Origin of the sequence: Pseudooctadecabacter sp. (assembly GCF_020627745.1) — a bacterium.
GTDB lineage: Bacteria > Pseudomonadota > Alphaproteobacteria > Rhodobacterales > Rhodobacteraceae > Octadecabacter.
On record NZ_JAHDGE010000024.1, the window covers coordinates 1 to 15,812 of the forward strand.

Annotated in this window: 15 protein-coding genes; 8 read left to right on the forward strand and 7 right to left on the reverse strand. The window is 60.0% G+C overall.

Annotated elements, in window-relative coordinates; genetic code table 11:
- The 5 genes from QZ653_RS10195 to xylF form a co-directional block, all read right to left on the reverse strand.
- Window positions 1–863, reverse strand: an 863-nt coding sequence (locus tag QZ653_RS10195; RefSeq protein WP_296419954.1) for a xylose isomerase, incomplete at its 3' end; no start/stop codon positions are given.
- Between the two features lie 2 nt (window positions 864–865).
- The gene (xylB, locus tag QZ653_RS10200) at window positions 866–2,296 is read right to left on the reverse strand and encodes a xylulokinase (RefSeq protein WP_296419955.1); all 1,431 of its coding nucleotides are present in this window, start codon (window positions 2,294–2,296) and stop codon (window positions 866–868) included.
- Complete coding sequence (locus tag QZ653_RS10205) at window positions 2,296–3,045, reverse strand: ATP-binding cassette domain-containing protein (protein WP_296419956.1); 750 nt, start codon at window positions 3,043–3,045, stop codon at window positions 2,296–2,298. Before QZ653_RS10205 ends, xylB begins: the two co-directional genes overlap by 1 nt.
- Window positions 3,042–4,334, reverse strand: coding sequence for a sugar ABC transporter permease (locus QZ653_RS10210; protein WP_296419957.1), 1,293 nt, complete (start codon window positions 4,332–4,334; stop codon window positions 3,042–3,044). Before QZ653_RS10210 ends, QZ653_RS10205 begins: the two co-directional genes overlap by 4 nt.
- A gap of 118 nt (window positions 4,335–4,452) precedes the next feature.
- Window positions 4,453–5,487, reverse strand: coding sequence for a D-xylose ABC transporter substrate-binding protein (xylF, locus tag QZ653_RS10215; RefSeq protein WP_296419958.1), 1,035 nt, complete (start codon window positions 5,485–5,487; stop codon window positions 4,453–4,455).
- A 211-nt stretch (window positions 5,488–5,698) separates the two neighbouring features.
- Between xylF and QZ653_RS10220 the strand changes: the two genes are divergently transcribed.
- Together QZ653_RS10220 and QZ653_RS10225 are read left to right on the forward strand one after the other, a co-directional pair.
- Window positions 5,699–6,967, forward strand: a complete 1,269-nt coding sequence (locus tag QZ653_RS10220; RefSeq protein WP_296419959.1) for an ROK family protein — start codon at window positions 5,699–5,701, stop codon at window positions 6,965–6,967.
- Entirely contained in the window at window positions 6,964–8,427 is a 1,464-nt protein-coding gene (locus QZ653_RS10225; RefSeq protein ID WP_296419960.1) for a CRTAC1 family protein, read from the forward strand. The genes QZ653_RS10220 and QZ653_RS10225 overlap by 4 nt, the downstream gene beginning before the upstream one ends.
- On the opposite strand, the gene QZ653_RS10230 is transcribed toward QZ653_RS10225, so the two are convergent.
- Window positions 8,424–9,734, reverse strand: coding sequence for a cytochrome-c peroxidase (locus QZ653_RS10230; protein ID WP_296419961.1), 1,311 nt, complete (start codon window positions 9,732–9,734; stop codon window positions 8,424–8,426). The two genes, QZ653_RS10225 and QZ653_RS10230, sit on opposite strands and share 4 nt — an antisense overlap.
- 67 nt (window positions 9,735–9,801) lie before the next feature.
- Complete coding sequence (locus tag QZ653_RS10235) at window positions 9,802–10,473, reverse strand: helix-turn-helix transcriptional regulator (RefSeq protein ID WP_296419962.1); 672 nt, start codon at window positions 10,471–10,473, stop codon at window positions 9,802–9,804.
- Window positions 10,474–10,873: 400 nt separating this feature from the next.
- On the opposite strand from QZ653_RS10235, the gene QZ653_RS10240 reads away from it, so the two are divergent.
- The 6 genes from QZ653_RS10240 (at window position 10,874) to QZ653_RS10265 (ending at window position 15,810) form a co-directional block, all read left to right on the forward strand.
- A complete protein-coding gene (locus QZ653_RS10240; protein ID WP_296419963.1) occupies window positions 10,874–11,053 on the forward strand; it encodes a Flp family type IVb pilin in 180 nt (59 codons plus the stop codon).
- 102 nt (window positions 11,054–11,155) lie between these two features.
- Window positions 11,156–11,992, forward strand: coding sequence for a Flp pilus assembly protein CpaB (cpaB, locus tag QZ653_RS10245; RefSeq protein WP_296419964.1), 837 nt, complete (start codon window positions 11,156–11,158; stop codon window positions 11,990–11,992).
- Window positions 11,992–13,458, forward strand: a complete 1,467-nt coding sequence (locus QZ653_RS10250; protein ID WP_296419965.1) for a TadE/TadG family type IV pilus assembly protein — start codon at window positions 11,992–11,994, stop codon at window positions 13,456–13,458. The genes cpaB and QZ653_RS10250 overlap by 1 nt, the downstream gene beginning before the upstream one ends.
- Before the next feature lie 26 nt (window positions 13,459–13,484).
- On the forward strand, window positions 13,485–13,949 hold the full coding sequence (locus tag QZ653_RS10255; protein ID WP_296419966.1) for a TadE family protein: 465 nt from the start codon (window positions 13,485–13,487) through the stop codon (window positions 13,947–13,949).
- A 26-nt stretch (window positions 13,950–13,975) separates the two neighbouring features.
- Window positions 13,976–14,587 carry a TadE/TadG family type IV pilus assembly protein gene (locus tag QZ653_RS10260; RefSeq protein ID WP_296419967.1) on the forward strand — a complete coding sequence of 204 codons (612 nt, stop codon included), beginning with the start codon at window positions 13,976–13,978 and terminating at the stop codon, window positions 14,585–14,587.
- Window positions 14,584–15,810, forward strand: a complete 1,227-nt coding sequence (locus QZ653_RS10265) for an AAA family ATPase (RefSeq protein ID WP_296419968.1) — start codon at window positions 14,584–14,586, stop codon at window positions 15,808–15,810. Before QZ653_RS10260 ends, QZ653_RS10265 begins: the two co-directional genes overlap by 4 nt.
- Window positions 15,811–15,812: the final 2 nt, after the last annotated feature.

The window sequence follows — 15,812 nt, forward strand, 5'->3', positions numbered from 1 at the left end:
CCCAGTTCCCGCGCCATGGCCAGTTCATGTTCGAACGTGTGACCGGCCAGAATGGCGTGACCCTGTTCGATATTCATCTGCACCTCGCCTTCAAGCCCGAACTCTTTCAGGAAGCCATAGACCGTGGCGACATCGTAGTCGTACTGGTGTTTCGTCGGCTCTTGGGGCTTGGGCTCAATCAGAATGGCCCCCTTGAAACCGATCTTGTGCTTGTAGTCGACGACCATTTGCAACATGGCCCCCGCCTGCGCACGTTCACGGCCCATGTCTGTGTTCAGCAGGGTTTCATAGCCTTCACGACCACCCCACAAAACGTAGTTTTCGCCCCCCAGTTTCATGGTGGCATCCATGCAGGTTTTGATGGTGGCGGCAGAAAAGGCAAACACCTCGGGATCAGGGTTCGTGGCGGCCCCAGCCATGAAGCGGCGGTGTGAAAACAGGTTCGCAGTCCCCCACAGCAGTTTCATCCCACTGGCGTCCATCTTGTCGCCGAAGTAATCGACGATCTCTTCCAGACGCGCCGTGTTTTCCGCGAAATCCGCACCCTCTGGGCGGACGTCGGCATCGTGGAAACAGAAGTACGGCACGTTCAGGATTTCGAACATCTCGAACGCAACATCTGCTTTCAGGCGGGCCAAATCCATCGTGTCGCCAAACCAAGGCCGATCAAAGGTCTGGCCGCCGAACGGATCGCCACCGGGCCACGCAAAAGAATGCCAATAGGCCGCCGCAAAGCGCAGATGGTCCTTCAGCGTTTTGCCCATGACCATTTCGTCCGGATTGTAGTGGCGGAACGCGAATTCATTGGAACTGTCAGGCCCCTCATAGGCGATCTTCGGGATGCCGTTGAAAAAGTCAGTCATGGTCAGAGGTCCTTCAATATCGAATAAGCCTGTTTGTAGCGGGCGTGCCCCTCGGCCATCGCCGCGCTGAGGTCTGTGTTCGGCACGATTGTCTTGGCCAAAGGCGGCTGGGTCGCGATATCCGTGCTGGCACCGGCGGCCATCATGCCCAAGCGTGCGGCACCCAGCGCTGCACCAAAATCGCCCGCTTCGGGGACGTCCAAAGGAAAGCCCAATGTCGTCGCCATCATCTCAAGCCAGTGACCTGATTTCGCACCGCCGCCCATCGCCAAAGCGCGTGGCAATGTCGTGCCGGTCGCGGCCAGCGCATCGCGGCAATCGGCAAAAGCGTAGCACACCCCTTGAAGAACAGCGCGCGCGGCTTCTTTGGCATCGGTCGCGTGATCCAGATGCAGGAACTGCCCGCGCATGGCCGCATTGTTGTGGGGGGTACGTTCGCCGCCCAGATAGGGCAAAAACAAAGTGCGCGACGGGGCTGTCTCATCGCCCAGATCCTGCGTCAGCGCGGCCGCCGATTGGCCGGTCAATTGCGCCAACCAGTTGAGCGCGTCGGTGGCCGCCAGAATGACGCCCATCTGGTGCCACGTATCGGGCACGGCGTGGCAAAACGTATGAACGGCCGTCGCAGGATCAGGCCGGTAGCCCGCGTTGGCGGCAAACAAAACGCCAGAGGTGCCCAGTGACACGAACCCCGTCCCGTCCCGCACCACGCCCGCGCCGATGGCCGCCGCCGCATTGTCCCCTGCCCCGCCTGCGACCACGCAGCGCGGCAGGCCCAAATCCGCGGCCAGATCAGCGCGCAACTGACCGGACACGGCGGACCCCTCGACCAAGGCAGGCATCTGATCGCGGGACAAATGACAGGCCGCCAGCAGGTCTTCCGACCAGTCGCGTGCACCGGTATCCAGCCACGACGTTCCTGCGGCATCCGACATTTCGGACACATGTTCGCCGGTGAGGAACAGTCGCAGGTAGTCCTTGGGCAACAAAACCTTGGCGATCTTTTCGAAAACCTCGGGTTCGTTTTCGCGCACCCAGTCGACCTTGGGCGCAGTGAAGCCTGGAAAAACGATGTTGCCGGTCAGATCGCGAAACTGCGCATCCGCGTCCATAGCCGCCGCCTGGGGCGCTGATCGCGTGTCGTTCCAAAGCATACAGGGCCGCAGCGGCGCGTCATCCGCACCCACCAGCGTGGCACCATGCATGTGCCCGGCCAACCCGATCCCGCGCAGGCCTGACAGATCAACCCGCCCCGCCAAAGCGCGCAAAGCCTCGATCGCGGCATCGCACCACGACTGGGGGTCCTGTTCGGACCAGCCATCATGAGGGCGCTGCACCGACAGCGGAACGGAATGTTCCGCCACCAACGTCTGCGCCTCATCGACCGCTATCGCCTTGAGGGACGACGTCCCAAGATCAAGACCGATATACATCAGGCGGCAGCCTTGGGGTTTTTGCCCAGAATGATCATCGACAGGATATCATCCTCGGTCACGTCCTCCACACGTTCGGCGCCGACCATCTGGCCGTTTTTCATCACCGCCACACGGTCGCACAACTCCATCATCTCGCGCGTGTCGTGGGAAATCAGGAAAATCCCCAGACCTTGCTTTTTCAACTCCTGGATAAGTTCGGCCACCATGGCGGTTTCATGCACGCCCAAAGCCGCCGTCGGTTCGTCCATGATCAGGATTTTGGCATTGAAATAGACCGCGCGGGCAATCGCCACGGACTGCCGTTGCCCACCAGACAGCGCGGACACCGGTTCTTTCAGCTTTTTGAAATTCGGGTTCAGCCGCGCCATGATCTTGCGGGTCTCCGCCTCCATCCGGTCGTCATCCACAAAGCCGAAGGCATTTGTAATCTCACGCCCCAAAAAGAGGTTCGACGCCGCATCCAGATTGTCGGCCAAGGCCAAGGTCTGGTAGATCGTTTCGATGTTGTGGTCGCGGGCGTCACGGGGCGATGTGATCGACGCCTTTTCGCCGTTGATGAAGATTTCGCCACTGTCCATTTTGTAGGCACCCGACAGCATCTTGATCAGGGTCGATTTGCCGGCACCGTTGTGCCCCAACAGGCCCACAACCTCGCCCGCGTTCAAACTGATCGAGACATTATCGACAGCCTGCACCCCGCCAAACGCGATGGAGACGTTTTTCATTTCAACCAAAGGTGCCATCATTTCGCTCCCACTCGTTTGCGATACTGAATGTCGATAAAGACGGCGAGGACCAGAACGGCACCCACAACGAGGTTTTGCAGCGGCGCATCCACGCCCACCATGGCCATGCCTGATTGCAGCGATTGCATGATCAACGCACCCAGGATCGCGCCATAGATCGTGCCCAGACCACCCGACAAGGCGGTACCCCCGATAACCGCTGCCGCAATGACGCGCAGTTCGTCCAAGGTGCCGATGTCATTGGTGTGGTTGGCCAGACGGGCCGATGCGACCAAAGCAGCAAGACCACACAGAATGCCCATCAGGGTGAAGATTTTAACCGTCAACATCCGCGTGTTGATGCCCGACAATTCCGCTGCATCGGGGTTACCGCCGGTGGCAAAGATGTAGCGACCCAGCCGTGTTTTTTGTGCGATGATCGTCATGGCGGCGGCCACAGCAATCAACAACAGGACCGAAATCGGCAGGCCGTAGACCGGCGTGCAGCCTTCGGCGACCTCGCAGCCAAAACGGCTGGGATCACGGGCAACCACGCGCTCGGGCACGGAGTAGCTGGTGAGGATACCGATGAACCCTGCGATCGCCGCCACACAGATCGCAGCCAAGGACACTTCTGCCCACATCGGTTTTACGTTGAAGCCATGCTTGGTCTTCACACGGCGGCTGTTGAAGATCAGAACCACCGTTGCGATCATGGCGATGATGCCGACCACCCAGCTGACGGGCCCACCCAAAGTGCCACTGATCCCGCCGAAGGTCTTGAACGTCTCATTCAGCGGCCCGATGGTCTGGCCTTCGGTCATGTACCAGCCCACGTTGCGCCAGACGAGGAACCCGCCCAAGGTCACGATGAAGGCGGGAATGCTCAGATACCCGATCATCCAGCCGTTGAACGCCCCGATCAGCGCGCCGATGATCAATCCGCCTACGATGGTGATCCACGGGATGGCCCAATGTCCAAGCTCCAGCATCTCGGGCAGCCAGCGGACCTGCGACATGGCCATGAAGGCCGAACAGGTCGCCAGCACCGCGCCGACGCTTAGGTCAATGTGGCGGGTGACAATCACGAACACCATGCCGGTTGCCATGATGGCGACGCTGACCGTCTGGATCGTCAGGTTGAAAATGTTGCGCGGGGTCAGAAACCGCCCCTCGGTCATGATGTTGAACACCAAAGCGACCAGAATGAATGCGCCGATCATGCCCAGAAGGCGCGTATCAAGCTCCAGCTCCTGGAAAAAGCTGCGTTTGGTTTGGGTCTTTGGGGCATGTGCCGTTTGATCGGACATGGGGTATGGCTCCTCCGCTCAGGCGCGCTTCATTGCGGCCTGCGGTGACAATAGCGAATTTTCAGGAAATCGAGAAATCCGTGGCCCGCTTGCTAGGGCGGCGGGCCACGGGATCGTCTTAGTTACAAGGTGCGGGACCGTCGGTCACGCCCTGGCACAGGGCATCGACTTCGATCCAGCCTGCATCGGTCACAACGCTGAGGTTGTCAGCGGTGATCGGCACCGGCGCAAGGAAGATCGCAGCCATTTCGGTGCCCGCCGGGGACGTCCAGTCGATGACGCCCTCGACCGCAGAAAAGTCACCGTCGGCTTCAGCAAGCTGTACCGCGATGGATCCGGCAGCCGCACCCAGTTCACGGGCGTCTTTCCAGACGGACACGGTTTGCGTGCCCAGTGCGACGCGGTTCAGTGCAGCGTGATCGCCGTCCTGGCCGGACACTGGAATACCTTCCATGCCCTGCGCTGTCAAAGCAGCCACAACACCACCGGCGGTGCCGTCGTTGGAGGCCACAACAGCGTCAACGTTGTTGTCGTTGGCGGTCAGGATCTGTTCCATGTTGCGCTGTGCGTTCGCAGGCAACCAGCCATCTGTGTAGGCTTCGTCAACGATGGTGATATCACCGGCGTCGATCGCGGCCTGAAGAACCTCTTGCTGACCACCACGCAGGAAATCTGCGTTCGGATCGGTGGGGGAGCCTTTGATCATGACATAATTGCCGGACGGCTGCGCCTCAAGAACGGCACGGGCCTGCATCCGGCCCACTTCGACGTTGTCAAATGTCAGGTAAAATGCGCGGCTGTCTTCGATCAGACGGTCATAACCCACAACCGGAATGCCTTCGGCGGCGGCGGCATCAACAGCGGGACCAATGGCGGCGCTGTCTTGTGCAAGAATGATCAGGGCATCCACACCCTGTGCGATCAGGCTTTCCACATCCGACAGCTGCTTGGACGAAGACGACTGCGCGTCTGCGGACACATAGGTCGCACCAGCCGCTTCAAGGGCTGCAACGATTGCCGCCTCGTCTGTCTTCCAACGCTCTTCCTGGAAATTCGACCAGCTCACGCCGACCGTCACGCCATGGCCGTCCGCGTAAACGGTCGTGCCCAAAGAAGTCGCCGTCAGTGCGGCGGCCATAAATAGTTTTTTCATTGTAACCTCCCAGTTATCCCCGCCCTGATCCGGACGGCAGCGAGTCGTTTGACCCGATGCCGATTAAACTCCCCTAATTTATTTTAGCTGTCAAAATAAAAATTTCTCAGGTCGCAAATTTTTGTCGCAAATCGGGAAATTCCGCCCTAACCTGACAGCAACCTACCGATTTATGCTGCAACTGCGGCATTTTTATTTTAGAGACCGAAAAATGTCTGACGTACTGACCCATCTGTCGTCCCATGATCCGTCCGAAGGGTGCGGACCTTTGTTGACAGGCACCCGCGAGGGGGGGACGTCATTGCGCCAGGAGGCTTTTGAATACGTGCGCGCGCGGGGTCAGGCGGCCCGGACCGATATCACGCATGCACTCAACATCAGCGCGGGCTCGGCAACGACCCTGACCGCCGATCTCATCGCCTCCGGCTATCTGGAAGAGGTTGAAAGCACCCCGCGCGAAACCGGTCGCGGACGCCCACGGGTGGCGCTTCAGGTGGTTCCCGACGCAGGCTTTGTCATCGGGATCAAGCTCGCCTTCAAACGCCACATCGCCGTGATGGTCGATTTTGCAGGCAATCTGGTAGCCGATGCAGACCTTCCGTCAAACGAGACACGACGCCCGGTTGGCGACCTGATGGACGAAACCGAGGCCCTGATCCGGAAGCTGTTAAAGAAAAGCAACAAATCAGAGGGCGACATACGCGCCGTGGGCATCGGCCTGCCGGGGATTGTCGATCACGGATCGGGCAGTGTGGTCTGGTCCTCCATGCTGACCACACGCGACGAAAACCTGTCGCATGCTTTCGCCCGTCGTTTCGATATGCCGATGGTTCTGGACAATGACGCCAACATGCTCACGCTGGCGGAACTGTGGTTCGGACAAGGACGGACCATGTCGAATTTCGCAGTCGTGACGATTGAAAGCGGCGTGGGCATGGGGCTTGTTCTCGACAACACGCTTTATCGGGGTGCGCATGGGATGGGTCTGGAATTGGGCCATACCAAGGTGCAGCTCGACGGCGCATTGTGTCGCTGCGGCCAGCGCGGTTGTCTGGAGGCTTATCTGGCAGATTATGCCCTCAGCCGTGAGGCCGCGACAGCCCTCGACCCGGACATGACGGTGACAAACCGGCCCGAAGACACCCTCGAGACTTTGTTCCAGCAGGCCAAATCCGGCCACACCGCGGCGGAAACGATCTTTCGTCGCGCGGGACGATATCTGTCCCTCGGGCTGTCCAATGTGGTGCAACTGTTTGATCCGGCGCTGATCATCCTGTCCGGCGAACGCATGCAGTACGACTATCTCTATGCGGAAACTGTCCTTGACGAGATGCAGAAACTGACCCTGAACGAAGGTCGCAAACCTTGCAAGGTCGCCATTCATGCGTGGGGCGATCTGGTCTGGGCGCGGGGCGCGGCGGCCCTCGCCCTGTCGCAGGTCACAGACACCCAGATCGGCGGAGAGGCCCGCAGCGCATGATCCGCGCGGCGATCCTGTGTCTGATGGCTGCGCCGCTTGCGGCGGACCCGCTGTTCGAAGATATGTCGTCGGCGCTGCCCCCTCATGTCTATGATGGCGACTGGACCCATTTTGTAGGTGGCGGCCTTGCCGTGATGGATTGCAACGGGGACACCCTGCCGGATATTTTCGCAGCCGGCGGCAGCACACCCGCAATCCTGATCGTCAATCAGGGCGGCTTTTCGTTTGAACAGGCACCCCTTGTTGAACTGACCGGTGTCACGGGGGCCTATCCGATCAATCTTGACGGCGATGAGCACACGGATCTGTATGTCCTGCGGGCCGGCAGCAACGTGGCGCTTCGGGGCGGACCAGAGTGTTCCTTTTCCGATGCGACAGCTGACTGGGGACTGCCGCAGGATGACCGGTGGTCCACCGCCTTCACGGCGTGGTGGGAGGGCGACCGCCCGACCCTCGCCATCGGCAATTATGTCGACCGCGATGATCCCATGGGCCCGTTTGAGGCTTGTGACGACAATGTTTTGCTGACCCCGTCTTCGGACGGCTACGATGCCACCTTGCTGACGCCGGGGTTCTGCCCTCTGTCGATGCTTGCCGCCCGTGACGCCCGTGGCAAACCCGCGCTGCGCCTGTCCAACGACCGCCACTATTATGTCAAAGACGGCTATGAACAGATGTGGGACATCACCGAAAGGCGGTTTTTGGGTCCCGAAGACGGATGGCAGCCCGTATCGCTTTGGGGCATGGGTATTGCGTCGCGTGATCTGGACGGCGACGGCCTGGACGAGGTGATGCTGACCTCCATGGGGGACCAGCTGCTGCAACTGGCCCAACCCGACGGAACCTATCAGGCGGCCCCCTATGAGATCGGGTCCTACGCGCAACGCCCCCACATCGGCGACGAAGGGCGTCCCTCGACGGGCTGGCACGCGGAATTTGGCGATGTTGATAACGACGGCCGCGCCGATCTGTTTATCGCGAAAGGCAATGTCGATCAGATGCCTGGGATGGCCACGCGTGATCCCAACAACTTACTGATGCAGACGGAGGGCGGCACCTTTGTGGAACATGCCGCAGATGCTGGCGTCGCATCAATGGACAGGTCGCGCGGTGCGGCGCTGGTCGATTTTGACGGCGACGGGCGGCTCGACCTCCTTGTGTCAAACAGGCGCGCGCCGCTGGAACTTTACCGCAACACGACACAACAAACCGGCAACTGGCTGGGTATTTCGCTGCGCCAATCGGGTGGCAATCGCGACGCCATAGGGGCGGTCATCCGTATCGGGACGCAAAGCCAGCAAAACACCATCGGCGGCGGCCATGCCGGCGGGCAACTTGGCCCGCGCCATTTCGGGCTGGGCGACCGTCAGACGGCCCGAATTGATGTAACATGGCCCGACGGGTCGACATCGTCTCACGTGGCCGAGGCGAACCAGACCGTGGTTCTGCAAAAACCCTAAGGCAGCGGCAAGCCACTTGGGACAGCCGCCGGAATACCCAGCCGTCCGGTCAGTGCCGCAGGGTCGGTCAGACTGTTCAGAAACGCGACAATCGACGCGATCTCTGTATCGTTCAGCCGGACAGGCGTGTGCCGGACCGCCTGCGCAATCGCGCCGATCTCTTCTGGATCATCCAAAACCGCAAAGTCCGCCGCCTCGAAAGCAGGCCAGATCACCTGTGAACGATCATACCGCGCGAGGCTTGCCACCGGATCAAGGTGGTCGCGGACAAATTGCGTCAGATCGGTATGTGCCCCCGCATGTCCCCAAGGCCCTGTTTTGGCGACATTGCGCAGTGACGGGGTTCGAAAGGCATACAGATCGGCGGAATTGCCGGTCACGCGAAAGCGGCCCTCGTCACGGTGGTGGTCCTCGAACGTCGCTGATTTGCCTGGCCCGATCTGCGGCACGCCCATGGCGTGAAAGCGGTGATCGGTCTGAAAAGGCCCACTGTGGCAGACCGAACACCCCGCAGGGCCGTAAAACAATTCCATCCCGTCGCGCGCTGGTCCGGTCAGCGGTGCGCCCCGCAGATGCGCGTCGAAAGGGGATGTATCCGACCGCCATTCCCACGCCATAAAAACAGCAAGGGCATTTGAAATATCCGTGAATCCGATGTCATCAGGTCCGTCGATGTGCGGATAGACGGCCCTAAACCGCGCCGCATAATCGGGAACGTCAGCCACGCGGCGTGACAGCAGATCCCATGCGCCACCCTGCCCGCCGATCCGCCCCTGACGCACGGCCAGCGCCACATCGTTTTCGCGAAACGATCCGGCCATTTCATCGCGGCTTAGTACGGGGAACATGGTTTGCGCCGACAGCACCGACGCAAAGCCCGTCGCCATATCCGCATCCATTGGAGACCGCAAACCGCTGGGATGCGAAGGATCTGCTTCCAGCCGTCCGTCATGGAACATGACCGTAAATTCCTTGGCCCCCAGATTAAACAGGGCCGGTGCGTTGCGCGGAATTCTCTCTTCGGGCGGGTTGTCGGGGTCCACGCGCCGGTCGGGGCCCAACCCGATGCCACCGTCTCCGATGGACAGGGACACGCCGTCTGCGGTCGCAAAATCGGGATGGTGGCAACTGGCGCAGGAAACGGTCCGGTTCCCCGACAGGATCGCGTCATAAAACAGAAGCTGTCCCAATTCCGCTTCGGCCAGATCGACCGGCGCGTAAAGGTCATCTGTTACGGCGTCCGGCAGGGTCTGCGTCAAGCCAGCAGTGGACACCGCACATAAGATGAGGGTCAAAACGGTCTTCATGTCATCCTCCGCACCACACAGCCAAGGATGATCACAACCCTATAAATGTGCAATGAACGAAAGGCCGTCATATCCCGTCGGAATGCAGGCGATGCACAACGGCAACCATTCCGTCCAATCCGGTCTTGGCATAGATGTTGCGCAGATGGGTTCTGACCGTCGGCATCGAAACCTCAAGGCGCTGGGCCACGTCTTTGGCCGACAAACCATCGGTCAGCAGATGGCAGACCTTGCGTTCCGTCTGCGTCAGATTGAACGGGTTTCGCGGACCAAGGATCGCGTCGCTTTTATCCTCTTCCGACACCATGCTGGCAATAACGCCCTTGATGCGACTGCCCCAGATTACAGGCAGTTCCTGTGCCAGCGGCTCAAGCCATTCGCATTCCGGGCAAGTCAACATCACCACGTCGGTATGGGCATAGCCTTCGTCCAGGATCATGCCCCACCGGGGGGCCTGCGGCGTCGCAACCTGTGCCAACTGCCCCTTTTTGCCGTGACTGACGGTGCGCGCGTCGTTGTCTTCAACCTCGCCTGTCATGTCATCAAGCGCGGCAATCACGCGGATCACCGACACGCGGTGATCTATCCGCAAAAATCTGACGTCACTTGCCGCACACAGCAAAGCCAGTTCTGCAAGGGCTGCGCGCAAATCACCGCGTCCCGACAGCGCGCGGGTCAGCACAAACACCAGCCGAATCAAATGACCTGCCCGCTGGGATGTCTGTTCAAATGTGCTCATTTTGCCCTCTCACGATTCCGAAATTCTTAAGACACGCGTCATATTTCGACCTTGGGTGCGGAAAATTTTGGTGTGTTTACCCCGATCCACCCTCGGGAATGGAGGTATTTTTGAGAAATTTCGCCGGAATATTAAATTTTTGTGAAGGTGAAACTTTTTTCGCGACCCCACGTCCCGGCGTTGGAAATCGCCGAAGATGGCCGCGGCCTGACAACAAGATGTCAGGAACTTCACGTGACTGTGGCAATTTTCGGGCACCCCCTAATCCCATCGCCTTCCAGCTGTGCACCTCATCCATATGGATGATGTGCAGGTGCAGCGCAATCCGCATCCTGAAGACACACGGCAAAGTTCGCTTTGAATTTTGCAGCCCCGTTTCAAACAACCTCGGAGAACGAAAATGACACACTACATCATGGCAAAATGGATGGCCTTCCGCGCAGACGAAGATGGCGCGACTTTGGTCGAATACGGCATCGCGCTGGGTCTGGCGATCACACTGGGCGCCGGTGCGCTCGTCACGCTGGCCGGTGACGTCGGCGGTTCCATGACGGCTGCGGGATCTGCGCTGCCGTCTTAAGAACACGTTATAAACGACCTTAAAATAAACGCCGCCCCCGCTTGACCTTGTATCGCGGGGGCAGCCTTTCCCCCCATTCCTCATTCCCATTCGGATGCCCAGATGCGCCTTAAACCTATCCTTTTTTCGTTAACCGGACTGATCTTTGCGATCGGGTCGATTTACGTGGCCGAGGGTCTGTTGAACGCACAACCGGCCACGGCATCCAATCCCGGTCAGACGGTTCAGTCGGAAAATGTGACACTCCTTGCAGCGGCTGAGGACATACCATTTGGTGAACCCATTACCCGCGAACAGCTTGCCCCCCAAACCTGGCCAGCCGATCTGGTGCCCGAAGGGGCGTTTGACGGCACAACCGCCCTTTTGGGGGCCGATGGCACTCCGCCACGCCGCGCCACTCAGACAATCCTCGCGGGTGATCTCATCCTGCAAAACACCGTCTCGGACTTCGGCGCGACAGTCAGCATCGGCCGTTCTCTCAATCCCGGCACCCGTGCCGTGGCGATACGCGTGGATGAAACGACCGCCGTCGGCGGCTTTGTCACACCGGGTGACCGGATCGACATTGTCCTGACCCAAGGCAATGGCAGCTCCCTGCGCACAGGCACCATCCTGCAGGACATTCGCGTTCTGGCGGTCGATACGTCTGCGGATGACAACCGCGCCCGCGCAACCCGAACCGTCACGGTCGAGGTTGGTCAAAGGGACAGCCAGAAACTGGTTCTGGCTCAGCAAGTCGGTATGTTGAGCCTGACGTTGCGCAATGACGATATCCTACTGACAGAGGATGATCTTTCCGAAATTACACTCAGCGACATCTGGGGCGAGACCGAGGCCATCACCGCCGAACCTGCGCCTGTCACAGCTCCAGCTGCGCCAACCACGATGGTGCGCGTCCGACGTGGCACACAATCTCAGGATGTGGTGCACGACCAATGATGATCCGCGCGCGTCTTTCGACCTTCAGGCATACAGAAGACGGATCAATTCTGGCCCTGTTTGCCGTGCTGATGGCGGTATTCTTCGGCATCCTCGCGCTCAGCTTCGATTTTGGACGCACCGCCGCAACCCAATCGGAGATGCAGTCCTTTGCGGACAACGTAGCGCTTGCCGCAGCGGGGGAGCTTGACGGTTCCGCAGACGCGATCAACCGTGCCACACTTGCGGCGCAAACCCTGGTGACGGACACCCAGACCTTTGGCACCGGACCCTCCGGCCTTGGTTTTGATGATCTTACGCTGACCTTCTACACCACACGCCCGGACGCCTTTACAGCGGCAACCAACGCCCCCCGCGCGGCGCGGTTCGTCACTGTAGACGTGGCACCCCGTGCAGTGTCCGCAATTTTCGGAGCCGCATTTTCGGCACTTAGCGGAACGGGGATTGACGGTGCCAAACACGTCTCGGCGCGGGCCACCGCCGGTCATGAGCGACAGGTCTGCGACATCACACCCCTGATGATCTGCGCGCCTGCGGCAGGTATTGATGTGGACGCTTCGGTTGGCACCGCGCTGACCCTCGATGTCAGCGTTTCTACCGGCAATCTGGTGCCGGGCGTCATTGCAATGCTTCAACCTGTGAATGAGGTCGCTCCGGTCATAGACGCCCTGTGCGGCGGGCTGGACGGACTTGGCCTTGACTTATGTCAAATCGCGGCCGAGGGCCCGCGTGCCAGCTGCTATGACGATACGAGCGCGGCAGCCCCGGATAATCTCCTCGACCTCGAGGTTGATTCCGCCCTCAACGTCCGTTTCGACATCTTTGGTGGCGCGGCCACTGGTCTGGTGAACAATCCGCTTTACCCCTCCGCCCCGAACATACTCAACGGGTTCGAACCCTCCAGCGGACAATGCATCGCCGACAATCCCCAAGCGTCCGCAACCGTTATGGGCTTGCCGGGGGACGATTGCCACACAAGCGGCGTGTGTTCTTTCGTCGGCAACGGCGAATGGTCGGCGGGACGTGCGGCATATATCAATGCCAACTACGGCGGCACAGACCCACACCCCGATGCGACCTCACGCTATGATTTTTATCTGGCAGAGATCGAAGCATCTGCCCAAGGTGGCAGCGCCACCGGCGGGGTTCTGGGCGGGCTGGGTGGCCTGGGCGGCGTCGTAGCAGACATCACTGATAGCATTCTGCCATCCTGCACGAACCAGATAAGCGCTGATCCGGCCCGCCGTGTGATCGTTACCGCCTTTGTCGACTGCTCCGGTGGCGGCATCAATGCCAGCGTCGATACCCTGCCGATTATTGACTACGCGGAGGTGTTTTTGCTGTCGCCCGCAGGACTTGACGCGACAGGTAGCGTTCAGGTGGAAATTCTGGGCGGCTTGTCTTCCGACCCCCAGAACAACGTGACGAATGCACGGGTCCGCCCGGTTGTCCGGCTGTACGAATGATGATGCTGGCGAGGTCTCTCCTGCAGATGCGCCGCCGGGACGATGGCGCGGCACTGGTCGAATTTGCCTTCGTCCTGCCGGTCATGTTGCTGATTTTTGCGGTCATTCTTGAAGGCAGCCGAACATTTTGGGCCTACCAGACCACCATCGCCGGCGTCCGCGACGCCACCCGGTTTATCGCCCGCGCGGAAGGGTCTGACATCTGCACCACGGGCGGGGGTCTGACAGGCTGGACAACACGCGCCAGCCAGATTGTGCGTCAATCGGCAACCGGCACCGATCTATTTCCCAGCACCATAACCGTCACCTCCGTCACGCCAACTCTGGCCTGTATTTCCGGCGATTACGGGATGGGCACGGTACCCGTCGCCACGGTCACAGCGCGATTGGAAATCGACTATCCTTTTGCGGGTATTTTCAGTTTCTTCGATCTCGCTTTGCCCAAAGCACAGACGGTCGTCCGCGACACCGGCCGGATTTTCGGCACATGAACATTCGCGCCCTATCCCCTTATTTGATGCGGTTCAGGCGTGATGAAACCGGCGCAACGCTGGTTGAATTCGGCCTGGTTGCTGCCTTCTTCTTGTTTCTGGCCTTTGGCCTTATTGATTTTGGCCGCTTGGGGTTCTCTTATGTCATGGCGCAGAAGGCCACCGAACGTGCGGTCCGGCTGGCTGTGGTGCGCGCGCCGGTGTGTCTGGGCGTTCCGCTGATCAACCAGCGCAACCCGCTGTCACTGGCCAATTCCGCCTTGACTGTCGGCATGTCGTGTTCAACCGATCCGACCCTTTGCCAGTCGCAAACCACCGTTACATGTGACGCGCAGACCAACGCGACAGGACAGGACATTTACGACCAGATTCGCGTATTGTTGCCAACCAATGCCACGCCTGAAAACCTGCGCTTCAGCTACGCCTTCGACCCCGATCTTGGTTTTTTGGGCGGGCCGTATACGCCGGTCGTGACGGCGGAACTTCAGGACCTGAATTTTGAATTCGTGACCCCGATGGGTGCCCTTGCCGCGCTTGTCGGGGCAAGCCCTTCGGGCACACTTGGCGAAGAATTCGCCTTCCCCAGCATGAGCAATTCCCTGCCAGCTGAGGCCCTATCCGACGGAGAATCCTCATGACAATGCCGAACCTCGCCCCATCCGGCCCCGATCCCGAACCCACACGAACTCTGGTCGTTTCGAACAGCGCGGGAACCGCGGCCCGTGTGGCGGCCGCCTTGTCGCAGGATGTGTCGCTCACCGTGAACCACCGCGACACCAGCCTCGCCGATCTGGCCCGCGTGCCTTCGGTCGATATTGCGGCAACCGACCTGATCATTTTCGACATCCGCGTCGGCAACGAAGCCGATCTTGACGCTCTGCAAACCCTTCGCACGATGGGGCACGACAACCTTAAATTTCTGGGCATAACAGCCCAGACCCTGACCCTTGCGACAGCCCGCGCTTTGATGGATGCCGGTGTGGATGAGGTTATCCCCATGGCCTCGATCGCGCCCGAAACGCCGCAGCCGCCACCGGTTGAGGACCCGCCCCCCCAGCGCCACGCGGGCGACCTGCACAATGGCCTGATTGTCGCCGTCTGTTCGGCACGTGGCGGGGTGGGGGCGACGACCACGGCACTCAATCTGGCCACGCAACTGGCCCGCCCGCCAAAGGGCGACAGCCATGGTCCCTCCCTTCGCGTCGCCGTGATTGATCTTGATATCCAAAATGGTGTGTTGGGCGCCTCTTTGGATGTGCACGACGAAGGCGAAGTGATGGACTGGCTGCAATCCGGCACTGCCCCGGAGGAAGATTTCATTCCCCGGTCCATAAAAACCTATGAGGCGGGGGCGTTCGACGTGATGCCGGCCCCCTTGGCGTTCGCGCCCCTGGATATCCTGCAATCCGAAATGCTGGCCGCTTTGCTTGACGATCTGCGACTGGCCTATGACTTTGTCATTCTTGATCTTCCACGTGCGGTTTGCGAATGGATCGACGCTGTCCTGACACGCGCGGACAAGTTTCTCATCCTGACCGATCATGCCGTTCATACACTGCGCCAGACGCGCCGTTTGATGGACACATTTACGGACGAACATCCCAGCCTGCCAATAGAGGTTGTGGTGTCCAAGGATTCCAGAACAAACAATTCCACCGCGGCCCTCAAAGAGGCGGAAGCCTTCTTGGATCGCAAGATCACCAACTGGATTCCGCGCGACGACAAATCCGCCCGACGTGCCGCAGATGCCGGACAGCCCATGCTGGCCCTGCGGCCCAGATCGCCGGTCGCCAAGGCACTTGCGCCCATCGTGGACAGCCTGAAAGACGCCCATGCCTCCAGCACACGGCGGAGGGCATAGAT

Coding starts and splice junctions, on each gene's coding strand:
- xylB (WP_296419955.1), bottom strand. CDS start 2,296: ATGTATATCGGTCTTGATCTTGGGACGTCGTCCCTCAAGGCGATAGCG.
- QZ653_RS10205 (WP_296419956.1), bottom strand. CDS start 3,045: ATGATGGCACCTTTGGTTGAAATGAAAAACGTCTCCATCGCGTTTGGC.
- QZ653_RS10210 (WP_296419957.1), bottom strand. CDS start 4,334: ATGTCCGATCAAACGGCACATGCCCCAAAGACCCAAACCAAACGCAGC.
- xylF (WP_296419958.1), bottom strand. CDS start 5,487: ATGAAAAAACTATTTATGGCCGCCGCACTGACGGCGACTTCTTTGGGC.
- QZ653_RS10220 (WP_296419959.1), top strand. CDS start 5,699: ATGTCTGACGTACTGACCCATCTGTCGTCCCATGATCCGTCCGAAGGG.
- QZ653_RS10225 (WP_296419960.1), top strand. CDS start 6,964: ATGATCCGCGCGGCGATCCTGTGTCTGATGGCTGCGCCGCTTGCGGCG.
- QZ653_RS10230 (WP_296419961.1), bottom strand. CDS start 9,734: ATGAAGACCGTTTTGACCCTCATCTTATGTGCGGTGTCCACTGCTGGC.
- QZ653_RS10235 (WP_296419962.1), bottom strand. CDS start 10,473: ATGAGCACATTTGAACAGACATCCCAGCGGGCAGGTCATTTGATTCGG.
- QZ653_RS10240 (WP_296419963.1), top strand. CDS start 10,874: ATGACACACTACATCATGGCAAAATGGATGGCCTTCCGCGCAGACGAA.
- cpaB (WP_296419964.1), top strand. CDS start 11,156: ATGCGCCTTAAACCTATCCTTTTTTCGTTAACCGGACTGATCTTTGCG.
- QZ653_RS10250 (WP_296419965.1), top strand. CDS start 11,992: ATGATCCGCGCGCGTCTTTCGACCTTCAGGCATACAGAAGACGGATCA.
- QZ653_RS10255 (WP_296419966.1), top strand. CDS start 13,485: ATGCGCCGCCGGGACGATGGCGCGGCACTGGTCGAATTTGCCTTCGTC.
- QZ653_RS10260 (WP_296419967.1), top strand. CDS start 13,976: ATGCGGTTCAGGCGTGATGAAACCGGCGCAACGCTGGTTGAATTCGGC.
- QZ653_RS10265 (WP_296419968.1), top strand. CDS start 14,584: ATGACAATGCCGAACCTCGCCCCATCCGGCCCCGATCCCGAACCCACA.